Annotated in this window: 14 protein-coding genes and 1 riboswitch; of the genes, 10 read left to right on the top strand and 4 right to left on the bottom strand. The window is 54.9% G+C overall.

The annotated features are described in order from the left end of the window. Positions 1 to 13: 13 nt before the first annotated feature. The gene (gene aceK, locus J9880_RS06025; protein ID WP_232770214.1) at positions 14 to 1726 is read left to right on the top strand and encodes a bifunctional isocitrate dehydrogenase kinase/phosphatase; all 1713 of its coding nucleotides are present in this window, start codon (positions 14 to 16) and stop codon (positions 1724 to 1726) included. Positions 1727 to 1773: 47 nt separating this feature from the next. Here the strand turns inward: aceK and iclR are convergent, their stop codons facing one another. Continuing rightward, positions 1774 to 2616, bottom strand: a complete 843-nt coding sequence (iclR, locus tag J9880_RS06020; RefSeq protein WP_232770213.1) for a glyoxylate bypass operon transcriptional repressor IclR — start codon at positions 2614 to 2616, stop codon at positions 1774 to 1776. Between the two features lie 247 nt (positions 2617 to 2863). Here iclR and metH point away from each other — a divergent pair, with 247 nt between their 5' ends. Continuing rightward, positions 2864 to 6565: a methionine synthase gene (gene metH, locus J9880_RS06015; protein ID WP_133823662.1), complete on the top strand. Its 3702-nt coding sequence runs from the start codon at positions 2864 to 2866 to the stop codon at positions 6563 to 6565. Positions 6566 to 6800: 235 nt separating this feature from the next. Here metH and J9880_RS06010 read toward each other — a convergent pair whose 3' ends face one another. Continuing rightward, the gene (locus J9880_RS06010) at positions 6801 to 7511 is read right to left on the bottom strand and encodes a UTRA domain-containing protein (protein WP_232770212.1); all 711 of its coding nucleotides are present in this window, start codon (positions 7509 to 7511) and stop codon (positions 6801 to 6803) included. Positions 7512 to 7715: 204 nt separating this feature from the next. Here J9880_RS06010 and J9880_RS06005 point away from each other — a divergent pair, with 204 nt between their 5' ends. The 7 genes from J9880_RS06005 (at position 7716) to J9880_RS05975 (ending at position 14640) form a co-directional block, all read left to right on the top strand. Then, the gene (locus tag J9880_RS06005; protein WP_095924307.1) at positions 7716 to 8774 is read left to right on the top strand and encodes an ABC transporter substrate-binding protein; all 1059 of its coding nucleotides are present in this window, start codon (positions 7716 to 7718) and stop codon (positions 8772 to 8774) included. Between the two features lie 76 nt (positions 8775 to 8850). Continuing rightward, positions 8851 to 9648, top strand: a complete 798-nt coding sequence (locus tag J9880_RS06000; protein ID WP_232770211.1) for an alkaline phosphatase family protein — start codon at positions 8851 to 8853, stop codon at positions 9646 to 9648. 26 nt (positions 9649 to 9674) lie between these two features. After that, positions 9675 to 10517 (top strand): ABC transporter permease, encoded by an 843-nt coding sequence (locus J9880_RS05995; RefSeq protein WP_095924309.1) that lies wholly within the window; start codon positions 9675 to 9677, stop codon positions 10515 to 10517. A gap of 21 nt (positions 10518 to 10538) precedes the next feature. Beyond that, positions 10539 to 11324: an ABC transporter permease gene (locus J9880_RS05990; protein WP_131694010.1), complete on the top strand. Its 786-nt coding sequence runs from the start codon at positions 10539 to 10541 to the stop codon at positions 11322 to 11324. A 2-nt stretch (positions 11325 to 11326) separates the two neighbouring features. Further along, positions 11327 to 12319 (top strand): ABC transporter ATP-binding protein, encoded by a 993-nt coding sequence (locus J9880_RS05985; protein ID WP_095924311.1) that lies wholly within the window; start codon positions 11327 to 11329, stop codon positions 12317 to 12319. After that, positions 12316 to 12972: an HAD family hydrolase gene (locus tag J9880_RS05980; RefSeq protein ID WP_095924312.1), complete on the top strand. Its 657-nt coding sequence runs from the start codon at positions 12316 to 12318 to the stop codon at positions 12970 to 12972. Before J9880_RS05985 ends, J9880_RS05980 begins: the two co-directional genes overlap by 4 nt. A gap of 15 nt (positions 12973 to 12987) precedes the next feature. After that, positions 12988 to 14640 carry a Na/Pi cotransporter family protein gene (locus tag J9880_RS05975; protein WP_095924313.1) on the top strand — a complete coding sequence of 551 codons (1653 nt, stop codon included), beginning with the start codon at positions 12988 to 12990 and terminating at the stop codon, positions 14638 to 14640. A 62-nt stretch (positions 14641 to 14702) separates the two neighbouring features. On the opposite strand, the gene panS is transcribed toward J9880_RS05975, so the two are convergent. Together panS and lysC are read right to left on the bottom strand one after the other, a co-directional pair. Beyond that, complete coding sequence (panS, locus tag J9880_RS05970) at positions 14703 to 15620, bottom strand: ketopantoate/pantoate/pantothenate transporter PanS (RefSeq protein ID WP_095924314.1); 918 nt, start codon at positions 15618 to 15620, stop codon at positions 14703 to 14705. A gap of 90 nt (positions 15621 to 15710) precedes the next feature. Further along, entirely contained in the window at positions 15711 to 17102 is a 1392-nt protein-coding gene (lysC, locus tag J9880_RS05965) for a lysine-sensitive aspartokinase 3 (RefSeq protein ID WP_095925258.1), read from the bottom strand. A gap of 108 nt (positions 17103 to 17210) precedes the next feature. Next, a riboswitch (Lysine riboswitch) is annotated at positions 17211 to 17399 on the bottom strand. A 228-nt stretch (positions 17400 to 17627) separates the two neighbouring features. Here lysC and pgi point away from each other — a divergent pair. Further along, positions 17628 to 19274 (top strand): glucose-6-phosphate isomerase, encoded by a 1647-nt coding sequence (pgi, locus tag J9880_RS05960; RefSeq protein ID WP_119823727.1) that lies wholly within the window; start codon positions 17628 to 17630, stop codon positions 19272 to 19274.

The raw sequence follows: 19274 nt of genomic DNA, 5'->3' as shown, positions 1-19274 counted from the left end.
TGGAGCTGCCGCTATGCGTATAGAGCTGTTGATTGCGCAGACCATTTTGCAGGGATTTGACGCACAGTATGGCCGTTTTCTTGAGGTGACGGCAGGCGCCCAGCAACGCTTTGAAAATGCTGACTGGCCTGCCGTGCAGGCGGCGATGAAACAGCGTATTCATCTGTATGACCACCATGTCGGGCTGGTTGTCGCGCAGCTTAAATGCATCACCGGCCAGCACTTTTATGATGCCGCGTTTCTGGTCCGTATAAAGGAATGTTACTCCGGCCTGCTGCCTGACTATCCCCGTGCTGAAATTGCAGAAAGTTTCTTTAATTCAGTCTATTGCCGGATTTTTAAACACAGGGATCTGACGGCGGATAAACTCTTTATTTTCAGTGAACAATCCTCCCTGCGGCCGCATCATTGCGCACGTCCTCTGTCACGGCGGTATCCGGTTAACGGAACGCTTATCGTCACGCTGGCAAAAGTGCTGGGCGACCTTCCGGTGCGTTTTGCGTGGGAAGATGCGAATCGCGATGTGGATTATATTGCGACTGCCTTACAGCAACGCTTTTCTGCGACGTGGCTGGCGGATGCGGATATTGAGATCGCGACCGAGATTTTCTATCGCAATAAAGCCGCGTGGATCATCGGCAAAATCAGGGCCGGTTCACAGGTATTCCCACTGTTATTACCGGTGCATCTCAGCCATCAGAATCAGTTATTTGTGGATGCCTGTCTGACTGAGAGCAACGACGCCAGCATTGTTTTCGGCTTCGCCCGCTCGTATTTCATGGTGTATGCCCCGCAGCCTGGCGCGCTGGTGGAATGGTTGCGTGAGATTTTACCGGCCAAAACTACCGCTGAACTTTACAGCGCGATCGGTTGCCAGAAGCACGCAAAAACAGAATGTTACCGTGAGCACCTGCGCTTTATGGCACAAACCGACCAGCCTTTTATTATTGCGCCGGGCGTCAAAGGCATGGTGATGCTGGTATTTACCCTGCCCGGCAGTGACCGGGTGTTCAAAGTGATAAAGGATAATTTTGCCCCGCAAAAAGAAGTGACTGAAGCTCAGGTCATGGCCTGCTATCAACTGGTGAAAGAACACGATCGCGTCGGGCGGATGGCCGATACCCAGGAGTTTGAGCACTTTGTTTTGCCGAAGAAAAACATCAGCCCGGAACTAATGGCAGAGCTTCAGTGCGAAGTCCCCGCTAAAATCGAAGATCTGGGGGACACTATTGCGCTCAGACATCTGTACATCGAACGGCGTATGACGCCGCTGAATTTATATCTGGAACAGGCCAGTGACGCGCAACTTCATGACGTGATTGAGGAATATGGCAACGCGATTAAACAGCTGGCAGCAGCGAACATCTTCCCCGGCGATATGTTGTTTAAGAATTTTGGCGTTACCCGTCATGGCCGCGTGGTGTTTTATGACTACGATGAAATCTGTTACATGACCGAAGTAAACTTCCGCGACATTCCCGCACCGCGATATCCTGAAGATGAACTGGCCAGCGAACCCTGGTACAGCATCGCACCCGGCGACGTTTTCCCGGAGGAGTTCCGGCATTTCTTATGCAGTGACAAACGTCTGGGCCAGATCTTTGAAGCATTACACGATGACCTGTTTTGCGCCGCTTACTGGCGTAATTTGCAACAACGCATCCGCGAAGGGCACGTTGAAGATGTCTTTGCTTATCGCCGCTCTCAGCGTTTCTGCCGCCGTTAAAACGCTTCATCATCCCGCCACACTCCGGCGGGATTGTCGTCTTTCTTTCAGTGTTTCCCGCCGCCGTAAGCCTGCGTAATTTCTTTTGCTGCGTGGATCACCAGCGCGCCCAGCTCGGTCACGCGGTCATCGGTGATCCGCGAAACCGGACCCGAGATAGAAATCGCCGCATACGCATCGTTATGCTCGTCGTAAATGCAGGTCGCCACACAGCGCAAACCCAGCGCATGTTCCTCATCATCAAAGGCATAGCCGCGCTTGCGTGTATCCGCCAGCTCCTGTTTCAGGTTTGCCGGAGAGGTTTTCGTCAGCGGCGTATAGCTGTGCAAGCCAATCTTATGCAGCAGTTTTGCCAGACGTTCTTCCGGCAGCGTCGAAAGAAACGCTTTACCTGCCCCCGATGCATGCATCGGCAATTTGCCACCAATCGGTGCGGACATGCGCATCAGGGCATTGCACTGCACTTGATCGATGATGATCGCCTGATAGTCACTGTGATCCAGCACCGCCAGATTGACCGTTTCGCCGGATTCTTCCATCAGGCGGCGCAACATCGGATGCACCATTGCCAGTAAATTGCGGCTCTGCAGGAAGCTGCTGCCGACCACAAACGCATGCGAGCCAATGGTCCACAAGCCTAAATCGCCCACCTGACGAACAAACCCCTGCTGCTGCATGGTCGTCAGCAAACGGTGCGTGGTGGAATTGGGTAATCCTGCCTGCTGAGCCAGATCGGTCAGCGCCACGCTGCCCTGGGCTTCCGCGATATATTCCAGCAATTTCAGGCCACGTGTCAGGGACTGAACCTGCCCGGTAGCGGCGCTGCTGGTGGCGGCAACGGCTTTGGTTTTCTTAGTACGTTTGGCCGGAGCTGAGACGGACGTTGCCATGAGCCTGTTCCTTGTAAGATGCGCCAAAAGCTGGCGAAGAAAAGTCATTTTTGGAATTGGTTTTCGTTTTTACAGTATGGATCGCAACCTGCCTTTGCGCTCATCCGATGTGTTGCATCGCATTTGCGGGATGTCTTCCCGAATTGAAAAAGTCTCACGTCGGTGCGGGCTTTTGGCTGAGGAAGGTATGCTAGGATGTTGACCATAATTTCCGGCGTATGAACGAACAATTTGCCGGGTGTGCGTGATGGGTGATGAGGTGAAAGTGACTAATCGAGTTGAGGCGCTACATAAGCAACTGGCACAGCGCATTTTGGTTCTGGACGGCGGCATGGGCACCATGATCCAAAGCTATCGTCTGGAAGAAGAAGATTACCGTGGCGAACGTTTTGCTGACTGGGAAAGCGATCTGAAAGGCAATAACGATCTTCTGGTGCTTTCCAGACCGGAAGTGATCATCGAGATCCACAACGGTTATCTTGCTGCTGGCGCGGATATCCTCGAAACCAACACTTTTAACTCCACCACGATTGCCATGGCTGACTACCATATGGAATCGCTGTCGGCGGAAATTAACTACGAAGCCGCACGTCTGGCGCGTCAGTGTGCCGATGAGTGGACCGCACGCACGCCGGATAAACCACGTTACGTCGCCGGGGTATTAGGCCCGACCAACCGTACGGCGTCGATCTCGCCTGATGTTAACGATCCGGCCTTCCGTAATGTGTCTTTCGATCAACTGGTCGAAGCTTACCGTGAATCGACCCGCGCGCTGATCGAAGGCGGTGCGGATCTGATCATGATCGAAACCGTCTTCGACACCCTCAATGCCAAAGCCGCGACGTTCGCGGTAGAAAGTGAATTCGAAGCGATGGGCATCGTGCTGCCGGTGATGGTTTCCGGCACCATTACCGATGCCTCCGGCCGTACATTGTCGGGGCAGACCACCGAAGCCTTTTATAACTCCCTGCGCCACGTTAAGCCCCTGACTTTTGGCCTGAACTGCGCCCTGGGGCCGGATGAACTACGTCAATATGTCGCTGAATTATCACGCATTGCAGAATGCTACGTGACCGCTCACCCGAACGCCGGTTTACCGAATGCCTTTGGTGAATACGATCTGGACGCCAAAGAAATGGCCGGGCACATTGCCGAATGGGCGCGCTCGGGCTTTCTGAATATTGTCGGTGGCTGTTGTGGCACCACGCCTGCGCATATCGCGGCGATGGTAAAAGCCGTAGAAGGCGTTCCGCCTCGTGTGTTGCCAACTCTTCCCGTTGCCTGCCGGCTGGCAGGTCTTGAACCGCTGACCATCGACCCGCAAACCTTGTTCGTCAACGTCGGCGAACGTACCAACGTCACCGGGTCGGCACGTTTCAAGCGACTGATTAAAGAAGAGAAGTATGCGGAAGCTCTGGCCGTAGCCCGTCAGCAGGTGGAAAGTGGCGCGCAGATCATCGACATCAACATGGATGAAGGGATGCTCGACGCCGAAGCGGCGATGGTGCGTTTCCTCAACCTGATTGCCGGTGAGCCGGATATCGCCCGTGTGCCGATCATGATTGACTCCTCCAAATGGGATGTCATCGAAAAAGGCCTGAAATGCATTCAGGGCAAAGGGATTGTTAACTCGATTTCCATGAAAGAAGGCGAGGAAGCCTTCCTGCACCATGCCCGTATGGTGCGCCGTTACGGCGCGGCCATGGTGGTCATGGCGTTCGATGAAACCGGACAGGCAGACACCCGCGCCCGCAAAATTGAAATCTGTCGTCGTGCCTACAAACTGCTGACGGAAAAAGTCGGCTTTCCGCCGGAAGACATCATTTTCGACCCGAATATTTTCGCAGTCGCCACCGGCATTGAAGAGCATAACAACTACGCCGTCGATTTCATCGAAGCCTGCGCCGATATCAAAGCAGAGTTGCCACACGCGCTGATTTCGGGCGGTGTTTCCAATGTTTCCTTCTCATTCCGTGGTAACGAACCCGTACGTGAAGCCATCCACGCCGTGTTCCTGTATCACGCCATCCGTAACGGTATGGATATGGGCATCGTCAACGCCGGGCAGCTGGCGATTTATGATGACTTACCGGCCGAACTGCGCGACGCCGTTGAAGATGTGATCCTCAACCGCCGCGACGATGGTACCGAGCGTCTGCTGGAACTGGCAGAAAAATACCGGGGCAGCAAGGACGATGGCGAAGCGAATAAGCAGCAGGCGGAATGGCGCAGCTGGGAAGTCAAAAAACGCCTCGAATACTCGCTGGTCAAAGGCATCACTGAATTTATCGAGCTGGATACGGAAGAGTGCCGTCAGCTGGCCGCGCGTCCTATTGAAGTGATTGAAGGTCCGCTGATGGACGGCATGAACGTCGTCGGCGACCTGTTTGGTGCTGGTAAAATGTTCCTGCCACAGGTGGTGAAATCCGCACGCGTCATGAAACAGGCAGTGGCCTATCTTGAGCCATACATTGAGGCCAGTAAGGAGAAGGGCCAGACCAACGGTAAAATCCTGCTCGCCACGGTAAAAGGCGATGTGCATGACATCGGCAAAAACATTGTCGGCGTGGTACTGCAATGTAATAACTACGAGATTATTGATCTCGGCGTGATGGTGCCGACCGACAAAATTCTGAAAACCGCCATTGAAGAAAATGTCGATATCATCGGGCTTTCCGGGCTGATTACGCCGTCGCTCGACGAAATGGTCAACGTGGCGAAAGAGATGGAACGCCGCGGCTTCACCATGCCGTTGCTGATTGGTGGCGCGACTACATCGAAAGCGCACACCGCAGTTAAAATCGAACAAAATTACAGTGGCGCAACCTGCTATGTGCAAAACGCCTCGCGTTCTGTCGGCGTGGTCTCTGCGTTGCTGTCAAAAGATCAGCGTGACGCGTTTATCGAACGCACGCGCAAAGAGTACGACACCGTGCGTATCCAGCACGGCCGTAAAAAACCCCGCACACCGCCAGTCAGCCTTGAAGTGGCCCGCGACAACGCCACCGTGATTGACTGGGACGATTACACGCCGCCAGTGGCGCATCGTCTGGGTATCCAGAAAGTTGAAGCCAGCATTGAAACGCTGCGTAACTACATCGACTGGACGCCGTTCTTTATGACCTGGTCGCTGGCCGGGAAATATCCGCGCATCCTGGAAGACGACGTGGTCGGCGAAGAAGCGAAGCGCCTGTTCAAAGATGCCAATGACCTGCTGGATAAGCTTTCCACAGAGAAATTGCTGAATCCGCGCGGTGTGGTCGGCCTGTTCCCGGCAAACCGCAAGGGCGACGACATCGAAATCTACAGCGACGAACGCCGTCAGGACGTGCTGGTCGTCAGTCATCATCTGCGTCAGCAAACCGAAAAAACGGATTTTGCCAACTACTGTCTGGCTGACTTTGTCGCACCGAAATCCAGCGGCAAAAAAGATTATCTGGGCGCGTTTGCCGTCACCGGCGGGCTGGAAGAAGACGCGCTGGCCGAGGCGTATGACAAGCAGCATGATGATTACAACAAGATCATGATCAAGGCGCTGGCTGATCGTCTGGCAGAAGCGTTCGCGGAATACCTGCATGAAAAAGTGCGTAAGGTGTACTGGGGTTTTGCGGCTAACGAGAACCTGAGTAACGAAGACCTGATCCGCGAAAATTATCAGGGGATACGTCCGGCTCCGGGCTATCCGGCCTGTCCTGAACATACCGAAAAAGGGCAAATCTGGAAGCTGCTGGATGTCGAAGCCAACACCGGTATGCAACTGACCGAGTCATTCGCCATGTGGCCGGGCGCGGCGGTATCAGGCTGGTATTTCAGTCATCCTGACAGCAAATATTTCGCCGTGGCGCAGATTCAGCGTGATCAGGTGGAGGATTACGCCGCGCGTAAAAATATGCCGGTCGCTGAAGTGGAACGCTGGCTGGCGCCAAATCTGGGCTACGACGCCGACTAACCTTTTCAATGCCCGTGAATTCACGGGCATGTCAGGTAACAGTGAAACCTTAAGCCTCCGGGCTCCGGAGGTGAAAACAGGCAGAAGAGTAAAGCGTCCGCGCCATGGATGGCGCGGTTCGAGCCATCAGGGATGATTTTACGGCGTCTTTACGATCTGCCTGTTTTCACGGATTCCGACATGCTTTCCTGAACCTTCTTCCGGTTTTCATCTTCCCTTTGCCTTCTTCCTGAAATCAACTCACTTCCACATCGATGTGCAGAGCGTCATAGCGCCAGTATTCCAGATCACAGTCGATGACCCGATCGTGCTGGTCGCGGTTGGTCCGTGTGATAAACAGAGCCGGACTGCCTGACGCCACGCGCAGCGCGTGTGAAGCCTCGCCGGTCAGCAATGTCGGCACCATATCGAACCGTACCCGCCCGTAATGAATATCATAACGAGATGCATACAAATCTGTCAGGGATACCGTGAGATCAGCGTCGAGAATCCCCTGAAAATACAATGGATTGAGATAGTGTTCGACATACAGTACCGGGCGGTTGTCGATATACCGCAACCGGCGGATGCAAATCACCTCGCTGTCCGGCGGTAACAGTAATTTCAGACACACCGCACGGCCAGCAATGCAGTGCTTCGCATCAATCACTTCGGTCTGGGCGCTGCGGCCCTGATCTTTCGCCATGGCGTGAAAGTGACTTCTTTGCAACGGGTTATAGATAATGCGCGGCGGGGAGACAAACCAGCCACGGCGCACTTCCCGGTAAATCAGCCCCTGTGCCTCAAGCTGGCTCAAGGCTTCCCGTAACGTGATCCGGGTAGTAGAAAATTGTTCACTTAACGCGCGCTCAGAAGGCAGCCTTCCCTCGGCAGAAAATGCCCCGGCTGCAATGCTTTCGCTCAATGCCTTGCAGATAACGGCAAGGGTGGTCTGCGCTTCACTCATCGGACAGCAAGCCTCATTTCAGTGCGTTTTTGCACCAATCCGACTCTTTATCGCGTAAATAATGTGCGCCTGTTAACAGCTGGAAGCTTAAAACTGCTGCTTTTTCGCGCTGACATATAATTATCACAATTGATCGTTAGATTGGCTTGGTTCTTGCTGGACTAGACCAGCACTTCACACACACTACCATCCGGAGCTTCCGTTATGAAACAGTTGTTCGCTTCTGTGTTAACCAGCGCACTTGTCTTCTCCGCTTCATCGGCATTTGCCGCTGAACCTCCTGCTGAACTCCTGAAAGCGGCGCAAGCCGAAGGAACGGTAAACAGTGTCGGTATGCCTGATGACTGGGCGAACTGGAAAGCCACCTGGGCTGATCTGAGCACTAAATATGGCCTCAAGCACAGCGATACCGACATGAGCTCTGCTCAGGAAATCGCAAAGTTCCTGGCAGAGAAAGACAATGCCAGCGCCGATATTGGTGACGTGGGTGCTGCCTTTGGTCCGGTTGCTGTGCAAAAAGGCGTGACTCAGCCTTATAAACCCACTACCTGGGATCAGGTGCCAGACTGGGCGAAAGATAAAGACGGTATGTGGGCACTCGCTTACACCGGCACTATCGCGTTCATCATTGATAAATCTCAGGTTAAAGATGAGCCGCACAGCTGGGCGGATCTGCTGAAGAGCAAATACAAAGTGACAATCGGTGATGTGAGCACCGCCGCGCAGGCCGCAAACGGCGTGCTGGCAGCCACTTACGCCATGGGCGGAAATGAAAAAGATCTCAAGCCGGGTCTGGAATATTTCGGCAAACTGGCGAAAGCAGGGCGTCTGAGCCTGACTAACCCGGTGATTGCTTCTCTGGAAAAAGGTGAAGTGCAGGTTGGTGTGGTCTGGGACTTCAACGGTCTGAGCTATCGCGACAAAATTGATAAGACCCGCTTCGACGTGGTGATCCCTTCTGACGGCTCCATCACTTCCGGTTATACCACCATCATCAACAAATTCGCCAAACACCCGAATGCCGCCAAACTGGCGCGTGAATACATTTTCTCTGATGCCGGTCAGATCAACTTAGCGCAGGGTTATGCCCGTCCGATCCGTGCGGACCACATCACCCTGCCGGACGACGCAAAAGCCAAACTCCTGCCATCCGGTGAATACAAAAATGCGCACCCGATTGCCGATCCCGCTGCCTGGGATAAGAGCGCAAAAACCTTGCCTCGCCTGTGGCAGGAAAACGTCATGATCAATATGCAGCAGTAATGACCTAAAAAAATAAGAAACACCGGGCAGCGAACGCATTGATTAATCACAACACCTGTACGAAAGGCATACGTGGATGAAGAGCATTCTGGTAGTACTGGACGGCCTGAATTATCAGGTCGCCAAAGACGCAATGGGCTATTTACAGGCGCAGTGTGCCGCAGGACGCGGCCGCTTGTATCAACTGGAATGCGAATTGCCTTCGCTGTCCCGGCCGCTTTATGAATGTATTCTCACCGGCGTGACGCCGGTGATGAGTGGCATTGTTCATAACCACGTTGACCGGTTATCAACACAACGCAGTATTTTTCACTATGCCCGCGACGCCGGTCTGACGACGGCGGCTGCGGCCTATCACTGGGTCAGCGAGTTGTATAACCGCACGCCGTTTGATCCCCCTCGCGACCGCCATACCAGCGACGACTCGCTGGCTATCCAGCACGGTCATTTTTATTACGACGACGGCTATCCCGATTCGCATCTTTTCGATGACGCCGAAAGCCTGCGACGTCGTCATGATCCCGATTTCCTGCTGATCCACCCGATGAACATTGATGATGCCGGACATAAATTCGGCCTGTCGACGCCGCAATACCGCAACAAAGCGCGGACGGCGGATGGCATTCTGTCGTGCTATCTCGGTGACTGGCTGGACGCGGGTTATCAGGTCATTGTCACCGCTGACCACGGCATGAACGATGACCGCAGCCACGGCGGTATTTTGCCGGAGGAGCGTCAGGTGCCTTTATTTGTTTTCGGCAGTGCATTCAGCTTTAAAGAGGCCGCGCCGCTGCAAACCGAGCTGTGCGGAACTCTGTGTCAGATCCTGAATATTGCTCATGACAAGCCACATTGCCCGGCATTACTGGCCTGAACCCCGTCACTTTTAAAGGATACCCGATGAAAGCTAAGTGGATTGCAGCATTGTTTATGCTGCCATTTCTGGTTTTTTTCATCGCTTTTCAGCTGGCGCCGCTGGCCTGGATTGCGGTGAGCAGCTTTTACAGCGAAACCTATGAGGCCTGGGGGCTGGGCAATTACAGCGACATTCTGACGTCTCCTTTTTATCTGCAGGCCATGCGTTTCTCGCTGGATATTTCCATCTGGTCGAGTTTGTACGGTTTGCTTATCGCGTTAGTGGGCAGTTACTCACTTCGTCAGTTAGGCCCGACAAAGCTGCATGATTTTGTGATGTCGTTTACCAATATGACCAGCAACTTTGCGGGCGTACCGCTGGCCTTCGCCTTTGTGATCCTGCTGGGGCTGAACGGTTGTCTGACACTGTTGCTGAGAAAATATGGCCTGATGGAACACTTCGACCTGTATTCGAAAGACGGCCTGATTGTGCTCTATACCTATTTCCAGATCCCGCTCGGCGTGTTGCTGCTGTATCCGGCTTTTGATGCATTACGCGAAGACTGGCGCGAATCGGCGGCGTTGCTGGGCGCTGGGCGCTGGAGTTACTGGCGGCATATCGGCATTCCGGTGCTGTTCCCGGCGCTGCTCGGTACCTTCGTGATTTTGCTGGCTAACGCCCTGGGCGCGTATGCCACGGTGTATGCGCTGACCACCGGCAACTTCAACGTGGTGCCGGTGCGCATCGCGGCGCTGGTCTCAGGGGATATCTCCCTCGACCCGAATATGGGCAGTGCGCTGGCAATGTTACTGGTGGTGCTGATGGCCTTTATCACGCTGATCCATCAGTGGTTATTGCGTAAAAGTTATCTCAGTCAGCGCGGCTGACGGAAAGAAAAGGAACGTAAAATGTCGCGGTCTGAAGCGATTTACCACCGTGTGGTGATCTGGGTTTTACTGATTGTCCTGATGTTGCCGTTGCTGGCGACGCTGGTGTATGCGCTGGTGCTGGAATGGGGCGCCACCATTTTGCCCAGCGGGTTTACCCTCAAATGGCTGGTGGAATTATGGAGTGATCCGCGTTTCCTGATCGCGCTCTGGCACTCGCTGCTGGTGTGTTTCGGCACGCTTTTCCTCTCGCTGGTGCTGATCCTGCCTCTGATGTTTGTGATTGCTTACTATTTCCCAAAGCTCGATGCGCTGATGAACATCCTGATTTTGCTGCCGTTCGCCGTGCCGCCGGTGGTGTCATCGGTGGGGCTGATGCAGTTGTATTCTGCGGAACCTCTCGCGCTGACCGGTACGCCGTGGATCCTGATCGGGTGTTACTTCACCATCGCCTTGCCGTTTATCTATCGCGCCATTTCCAACAACATGCAGGCGATCAACCTGCGCGACCTGATGGATGCGGCGCATCTGCTCGGTGCCAGTACCTGGAAAGCGGCGCTGCTGGTGGTTTTGCCCAACTTACGCAAAGGCGGGATGATCGCCATCCTGCTGTCGTTTTCTTTCCTGATCGGGGAATTTGTGTTCGCCAATCTGCTGGCGGGCAGCCGTTATGAAACGGTTCAGGTTTACCTCTATAACATGCGCAATGGCAGTGGCCATTTCACCAGCGCATTGGTCATCTCCTATTTCATGGTCGTCCTGATTTTCACCTGGGTGGCGAACGTGCTGAACAAAGGAACGCGCTGATTATGTCGTATTTGCAGGTCACTCAACTCAACAAGTCTTACGGTCCGACGCAGATTTTCAACAACATCGATTTCTCGGCAGAAGAGGGCGAATTCGTCACGTTGCTGGGACCAAGCGGCTGCGGGAAATCCACGCTGCTGCGCTGTCTGGCGGGGCTGACCTCTGTCGACAGCGGAAAAATTCTGATTCAGGGACAGGATATCGTGCCGCTGCCGCCACAACAGCGCGGTATCGGCATGGTCTTCCAGAGCTATGCGCTGTTTCCGAATATGACAGTGGAAGCCAATGTCGCCTTTGGTTTGAAAATGCAAAAAATCCCGGCCTCAGAGTTGCAACGCCGCGTCGCGGAAGTGCTGGAACTGGTGGAAATGAACGATTACGCCAGACGTTATCCGCATCAGCTTTCCGGCGGTCAGTGTCAGCGTGTGGCGCTGGCCCGTTCACTGGTGACGCAGCCGCGCCTGTTGTTGCTCGATGAACCGCTGTCCGCGCTGGATGCCCGTATCCGCAAGCATTTGCGTGAGCAAATCCGCCGTATTCAGCGCGAAATGAACCTGACGGCGATTTTTGTGACCCACGATCAGGAAGAAGCGCTGACCATGTCTGACCGCATCGTGCTGATGAACAAAGGGCAAATCGTCCAAAATGCCGACGCCGAAACCCTGTATACTGAACCGGTGGATGCCTTTGCGGCGGGTTTTATCGGCAGCTACAACCTGCTCAGCCCTGAACAGGCGATGGCGCTGACCGGCATTCGTTACACCGGGCGCGTTGCCATCCGTCCCGAGTCGGTCACGATATGTGATCTGATTGAAGGCATTCCGGCTAAAATTCTCAGCCACAGCCTGCTCGGCAACGTCGTGCGTTATCGCGTTTCAGCGCACGGTGTGGAGCTGTCTGTGGATGTCTTAAACCGCTCTGTGGCCTCACTTCGCGCTGATGGCAGCGATATTGGTCTACAGTTAGATCTTGTTACGTTACGGGAAGTTGCATGAAACTGGCGCTGTTTGATCTCGATGAAACCCTGATTAGCGGCGACTGTTCGAGTTTGTGGTCAGCCTATATGGTCGCGAAAGGTTGGGTGGCGGATGAGCAGGCTTTTCTGCAACAGGATGCCGCCCTGATGCAACAATATGCGGCAGGTCAGATGGATATGCAGGAGTACATGCGCTGTACCCTGGTGCCGCTGATTGGCCGCCGTGAAGATGACGTGGCGACGATGGTCGCCAGTTATATCGAGGATGTGATTGCCCCGCGTATTTATGCGCAGGCGCGTGAATGCCTCGCAGCACATCGCGCGCAGGGCGACCGGACGGTGATTATTTCCGCCTCCGGTGAGCATCTGGTGCAGCCGATTGCCCGTTTCCTCGGTGTGGAAGAAACGCTGGCCATCGGTGTTGAAATGAAAGACGGGCGCTTTACCGGTGCCACGCAGGGGACGATGACCTATCGCGAGGGAAAAGTGTCGCGGTTGCTGCATCTCATCAATCAGGACGAATCCCTGTTACAACACGCCCGTTTTTATTCGGATTCTCATAATGATCTGCCGTTGCTGACCCGCGTGGGCCAGCCCGTGGCAGTGAATCCGGACGCCATCCTGCTCCAGCACGCCCGGCAGGCAGGATGGCCGGTCTATGCCTGGCGTTAATGGAGCCGTTCTTTCGTGTTAACCCTTTTGCATCTGTTGTCTGCTATTTCTTTGCTCGTATGGGGTACGCACATCGTGCGTACCGGCATCATGCGTGTTTTTGGCGCCAATCTGCGCCGCGTTCTGAGTAACAGCGTCGAGAAAAAACCGCTGGCTTTTGTGGCGGGCATTGGCGTGACTGCGCTGGTGCAAAGCAGTAATGCCACCGCGCTGCTGGTCACGTCGTTTGTGTCTCAGGGGCTGGTGGCGCTGGCACCTGCGCTGGTGATTATTCTCGGTGCAGATGTCGGGACCGCCGTGATGGCGCGTATCCTGACGTTTGATCTCTCCTGGCTTTCTCCGCTGCTGATTTTCGTCGGCGTGGCCTTCTTCCTCAGCCGTAAACAAACCCGCGCCGGACAAATGGGGCGCGTCGGGATCGGGCTGGGTCTGATTTTACTGGCGCTGGAGCTGATCGTTGGCGCAGCAACGCCGATCATGCAGGCGTCCGGTGTGAAAGTGTTGTTCTCTTCCCTGACCGGTGATGTGCTGCTTGATGCCCTGACCGGCGCAGTGTTTGCCATCATCAGTTATTCCAGTCTGGCGGCGGTTCTGCTGACGGCAACGCTCGCGGCCACCGGCGTGATTTCCCTCAAAGTGTCACTGTGTCTGGTGATCGGGGCCAACCTCGGCAGCGGCCTGCTGGCGATGATCAATGCCAGCAAAATGAACGCCGCCGGTCGTCGCGTGGCGCTCGGCAGTACGCTGTTTAAACTGATTGGTCTTGTGATTGTGCTGCCGTTTGTCGGGCCGTTATCCACGCAACTGTCGCGTCTTGGCATTCCGGATGAAGAACTGGTGATTTATTTTCACATGTTCTACAACCTGATCCGCTGTCTGGCGATGGTGCCGCTGACCGCGCCGATGGCGAAGATTTGCCAGCTGATGATTGCCGATGTGCCGGAAGACGATCCGCGTTTGCGCCCGCGCCATCTGGACGTCAGTGCGATTGATACGCCGACGCTGGCGCTGGCCAATGCCGCCCGCGAAACCCTGCGCATGGGCGATGTGGTCGAGCATATGCTGATCCTCAACCGCGAAGTGATGCACGGTAAACTGGCGCAGGATCGCGAAGTACGGCGTCTCGACGATGACGTTGATGTGCTGTATACCGCCATCAAACTGTATCTGGCGCAAATCAACAAAGAAGGGCTGGGCGAAGATGATTCCCGCCGCTGGGCTGAAATTATCGAAATGGCGCTGAACCTGGAACAGGCCGGTGACATTATCGAACGGATGACCGGCGATATCACCGCCAAATCCCACGCCACACGCCGGGCATTCTCGCCGGAAGGACTGGTGGAACTGGAAGCCTTACATGAAAAACTGCTGGATAACCTGCGTCTGAGTCTGGGGGTTTTCCTGTCAAATGACCTGACCAGTGCGCGCCGCCTGCGCCGCTCGAAACACCGTTTCCGCATTCTCGACCGCCGTTACGCCCATGCGCACGTTGACCGTTTGCATCAGCATAACGTGCAGAGCATTGAAACCAGTTCGCTGCATCTCGGCCTGCTGGGCGACATGAAACGTCTGAATTCCTTGTTCTGTGCGGTGGCGTATAACGTGCTGGATCAGGATGAGCAGGAAGATGAACAGCGCGAAACCAACGATGATGTGCAGCGGGTGTAAAACCAAAAAAACGGGCGCTGAGGAAGGCGCCCGTTTTTTTTCACCTTTTTCCTGTCGGAAAATCAGTCTTTTTTAACCGGTTTACCGGACCAGTAACCCGCCAGCAAAGAACCTGACAGATTGTGCCAGACCGAGAACAACGCACCCGGCAGCGCGGCCAGCGGGGTGAAGTAAATTTTCCCCAGCGTCGCGGCTAAGCCTGAGTTCTGCATCCCGACTTCCATCGCCAGCGTGCGGCAGGTGGTTTCATCAAAGCCAAACAGTTTCCCGCCCCAGTAACCGCTCAGCAGACCGATGCCGTTGTGCAGGATCACCGCCACAATCACGATCAGCCCCACAGAACCGATAAAGCCCTGACTGCCCGCCACCACGGCGCTGATAATCGCCACGATGCAGACCATCGAAAACAGCGGCAGCAGCGGTTCGATACGTTTCACGGTTTTGGTGAACAGATGATGAATGATCAGACCGGCCAGAATCGGGATCACCACGATCTGCAAAATGCTCAGCAGCATCCCTTCCACATCCACCTTGATATGCGTATCGACATACAGGCGCGTCAGCAGCGGCGTGGCGAAAACGCCGACCAGCGTGGACACCGCAGAAATCGTCACGGAAAGCGCGACATCACCTTTAGCAAGGTAAATCATGACGTTAGATGCCGTTCCGCTGGCGACGCTGCCGACTAAAATCATGCCCGCCGACAGATCGGCAGGCATATGGAACAGCTTTGCCAGCACCCACGCGGCCAGCGGCATCACCAGATAATGCAGGAACGTCGCGGCAGCCACCGGTCCGGGCCGGGAAAGGACGCGTTTGAAATCACCGAATTCGAGGGTGACGCCCATGGCGAACATAATCAGCATCAGCAGGGTGGAAACATGCGGGCCGATCGGGGTGAACGTGCCGGGGGAGTAATAGGCCGCGACGGATAACAGCACGGCCCACAGCGGGAACAGGCGGGTGATTTTGGCTAACATTGAGGATGATCCTTGTCTTTGTTGTTTTGCAAAAGTACAGACAAAAAAAAGACCGGGCACATGGCCCGGTCTTCACAGATACCGCGCCCGTTATTGTTCGAATAGGTTGCGGTGTAGTGTTTTGACGACCTGATCGGCATCGTTGCCCGGCACCAGGAAGCACAGATTGTAGCTGCTTGCGCCGTAGCAAATCATGCGGATATTGAACGGATCCAGCACGCCGAAGACTTCTTTGCCGACGCCACAGGCCTGCGACAATTTGTTGCCGATAATCGCGATCAGCGCCAGATTTTCTTCCACTTCCACGCGGCACAGTGAGGATAATTCTGTCAGCAGCGAAGTGGTCAGCAGGCTGGCATCGGAAGAAGTCGAACCGGTGGTATCGAGGGTCAGTGCCACGCTGACTTCTGACGTTGTAATCAGGTCAACGGAAATGCTGTGACGCGCCAGAATGCCAAACACTTCGGCGAGGAAACCGCGTGAATGCAACATGCTCAGGCTGTGCAGCGTGACCAGCGTTTGTCTGCGACGCAGGGCAATCGCACGGAACAGCGGAGGGTTGTCGGTGGTATCGCACACCAACGTGCCGCCGCCCGACGGATCTTTACTGGAGCCGACAAACACCGGAATGCCGCGACGCACCGCAGGCAGCAAGGTCGCCGGGTGCAGCACTTTCGCGCCGAAGGTGGCCATTTCTGCCGCTTCTTCAAAGGCGATGCGGTCAATACGTTTTGCTGCCGGCACCAGACGCGGGTCGGTGGTATAAATCCCCGGCACGTCAGTCCAGATATCCACACGGGAAACGCCCAGCGCTTCACCCAGCAATGCGGCGGTGTAATCGCTGCCGCCACGGCCTAAGGTGGTCGTGCGGCCTTTGCCTTCTGAACCGATAAAGCCCTGAGTGATCACCAGCGCATCCTGCAAACGCGGTTGCAGCTGTTGCACGGTCAGTTCGTTTAATGCCTGCGTGTCCGGCTCGGCACGGCCAAAACGATCGTTGGTACGCATGATTTTACGCACGTCGAACCATTCCACCGGCACGTTGCGCTGGCGGATGATTTCAACAAACAGCAGGGTAGACATCAGTTCGCCGTGACTGACCAGTTCGTCGGTCAGCGCGGTGGAGGTCGCGAGGCTCGCCGCTTCGGACAGCATGGCGATATTTTCCAGCATGCGGCCGATTTCTTCGCGGATCACCGTCGGATTATCGAGGCGGTCGATAATGGCACTCTGGATCCGGCGGATTTCATCCAGCAGGAACACCCGGCGTTCGGTTTCTTTGCCTTCGGCCAGCTCGACTAATAAATTGGTGATGCCCGCAGACGCGGAAAGAACAACCAGACGCACTTCAGGGCGCGCAAGCACGATGTCTGCGCTGCGGTTCATGGCGTCGAAATCCGCTACGCTGGTACCGCCGAATTTGGCGACGATAACGTTGCCCAGAGGCTGCGGGTTGGCGTTGCGGGATGCTGCGTAATTCATGTAAAACCTCGTGTCAGGGTCGTCATACCAGACGGCCATCTATTCCATCATTTCAAGAATTGGCACAAGGGGAGAGCGGGAAGGGGGCAGACGTAGAAATGCTACGATACACCCAGAAGCGCCCCACCTTGTCGACATCCTCGCGGATGCCCGGTGACAACCCAGGGGATTCAGCCCCTGTAGTCGATCGTATGCCTGCCGCGGGCTTCAGACCTCGGCGTCGCTCCCCCTGATGTACCTTCGCAGGATTTCGGCTCCTCCGATACACTACCTGGGCGACGCGCCTCTTCTGGCTCACGCGACACGCGCGCGAGTTAGGTGCTTAGGAATAACGGGTTCTCGCCCGTCTGTCAACGGTCTGGCGGCTCATGCGCCACATTTTGAACGATTCTCATCTAATATTGTTCTCTGTCATTGTGATTTAGCAGATCTAACCTATCGCAAGAAAAGGCATCTCTTCCCGGGAAGTTCAGGCTACAATCGGGTCAGTTATCTCATATTTATTCTCAGCCTAAGAGCATTGCTATGAAAAATATCAATCCAACTCAGACCGCTGCCTGGCAAGCCCTGCAGCAGCATTTCGACAAGATGAAAGATGTGCAGATTAGCCATCTGTTTGCTGAAGATGGTGATCGTTTCTCCAAATTCTCTGCCACGTTTGAAGACCAGATGCTGGTCGATTTCTCCAAAAACCGCATTACGACAGAGACTCTGGATAAACTGCAGGCGCTGGCGAAAGAGACTGACCTTCAGGGTGCCATCAAATCGATGTTCTCTGGCGAGAAGATCAACCGCACCGAAGACCGTGCTGTTCTGCACGTTGCGCTGCGTAACCGCAGCAACACGCCAATCGTCGTGGACGGCAAAGATGTGATGCCGGAAGTGAATGCGGTACTGGCAAAAATCAAAGGCTTCACCGAACGCGTTATCGGCGGCGAGTGGAAAGGTTATACCGGCAAAGCCATCACTGACGTGGTGAACATCGGGATCGGCGGTTCAGACCTCGGCCCGTTCATGGTCACCGAAGCGCTGCGTCCGTACAAAAACCACCTGAACATGCATTTCGTCTCCAACGTGGACGGCACGCACATCGCCGAAACGCTGAAAGACCTGTCGCCGGAAACCACGCTGTTCCTGGTCGCCTCAAAAACCTTCACCACCCAGGAAACCATGACCAACGCCCACAGCGCGCGTGACTGGTTCCTGAAAACGGCGGGCGACAACCAACACGTGGCGAAACACTTCGCGGCGCTGTCGACTAACGGTAAAGCGGTGAGCGAGTTCGGTATCGATACCGACAACATGTTCGAATTCTGGGACTGGGTCGGCGGCCGTTACTCTCTGTGGTCAGCCATCGGTCTGTCCATCGCCCTGTCTGTCGGTTTCGATAATTTCGAACAGCTGCTGAGCGGCGCGCACGCGATGGATAAACACTTCGCGAACACCCCGGCTGAGAAAAACCTGCCGGTTCTGCTGGCGCTGATCGGCATCTGGTATAACGATTTCTACGGCACTGAAACCGAAGCTATCCTGCCATACGACCAGTACATGCACCGTTTTGCCGCGTACTTCCAGCAAGGCAACATGGAATCCAACGGTAAGTTCGTTGACCGTAACGGCAATCCTGTGGATTACCAGACTGGCCCGATTATCTGGGGCGAGCCGGGCACCAATGGTCAGCATGCGTTTTATCAGCTGATCCATCAGGGCACCAAAATCATTCCTTGTGACTTCATCGCCCCGGCCATCAGCCACAACCCGCTGAGCGATCACCACGCCAAACTGCTGTCTAACTTCTTTGCACAGACAGAAGCGCTGGCCTTCGGTAAATCTCTCGACGTCGTCGAGAAAGAATTCGCCGATCAGGGTAAAAAACCGGAAGACGTTAAACACGTCGCACCGTTCAAAGTGTTCGAAGGTAACCGTCCGACCAACTCCATCCTGCTGCGTGAAATCACGCCTTATAGCCTGGGTGCGTTGATCGCGATGTACGAGCACAAAATCTTTACTCAGGGTGTGATCCTCAATATCTACACCTTCGACCAATGGGGCGTAGAACTGGGCAAACAGCTGGCAAACCGTATCCTGCCAGAACTGGAAGGTGACAAAGATGTTACCGGCCACGACAGCTCGACTAACGGTTTGATTAACCGCTTTAAAAACTGGCGCTAA

The organism is Rahnella victoriana, assembly GCF_021276285.1.
Classification (GTDB): Bacteria; Pseudomonadota; Gammaproteobacteria; order Enterobacterales; family Enterobacteriaceae; genus Rahnella; species Rahnella victoriana.
Note: the sequence above shows the minus strand (reverse complement) of the source record. Positions and strands in the feature narration are given on the sequence as shown.

Bases quoted from the DNA above. Each gene is read 5' to 3' on its own strand.
- aceK (WP_232770214.1), top strand. From the start codon at position 14: ATGCGTATAGAGCTGTTGATTGCGCAGACCATTTTGCAGGGATTTGAC.
- iclR (WP_232770213.1), bottom strand. From the start codon at position 2,616: ATGGCAACGTCCGTCTCAGCTCCGGCCAAACGTACTAAGAAAACCAAA.
- metH (WP_133823662.1), top strand. From the start codon at position 2,864: ATGGGTGATGAGGTGAAAGTGACTAATCGAGTTGAGGCGCTACATAAG.
- J9880_RS06010 (WP_232770212.1), bottom strand. From the start codon at position 7,511: ATGAGTGAAGCGCAGACCACCCTTGCCGTTATCTGCAAGGCATTGAGC.
- J9880_RS06005 (WP_095924307.1), top strand. From the start codon at position 7,716: ATGAAACAGTTGTTCGCTTCTGTGTTAACCAGCGCACTTGTCTTCTCC.
- J9880_RS06000 (WP_232770211.1), top strand. From the start codon at position 8,851: ATGAAGAGCATTCTGGTAGTACTGGACGGCCTGAATTATCAGGTCGCC.
- J9880_RS05995 (WP_095924309.1), top strand. From the start codon at position 9,675: ATGAAAGCTAAGTGGATTGCAGCATTGTTTATGCTGCCATTTCTGGTT.
- J9880_RS05990 (WP_131694010.1), top strand. From the start codon at position 10,539: ATGTCGCGGTCTGAAGCGATTTACCACCGTGTGGTGATCTGGGTTTTA.
- J9880_RS05985 (WP_095924311.1), top strand. From the start codon at position 11,327: ATGTCGTATTTGCAGGTCACTCAACTCAACAAGTCTTACGGTCCGACG.
- J9880_RS05980 (WP_095924312.1), top strand. From the start codon at position 12,316: ATGAAACTGGCGCTGTTTGATCTCGATGAAACCCTGATTAGCGGCGAC.
- panS (WP_095924314.1), bottom strand. From the start codon at position 15,620: ATGTTAGCCAAAATCACCCGCCTGTTCCCGCTGTGGGCCGTGCTGTTA.
- lysC (WP_095925258.1), bottom strand. From the start codon at position 17,102: ATGAATTACGCAGCATCCCGCAACGCCAACCCGCAGCCTCTGGGCAAC.
- pgi (WP_119823727.1), top strand. From the start codon at position 17,628: ATGAAAAATATCAATCCAACTCAGACCGCTGCCTGGCAAGCCCTGCAG.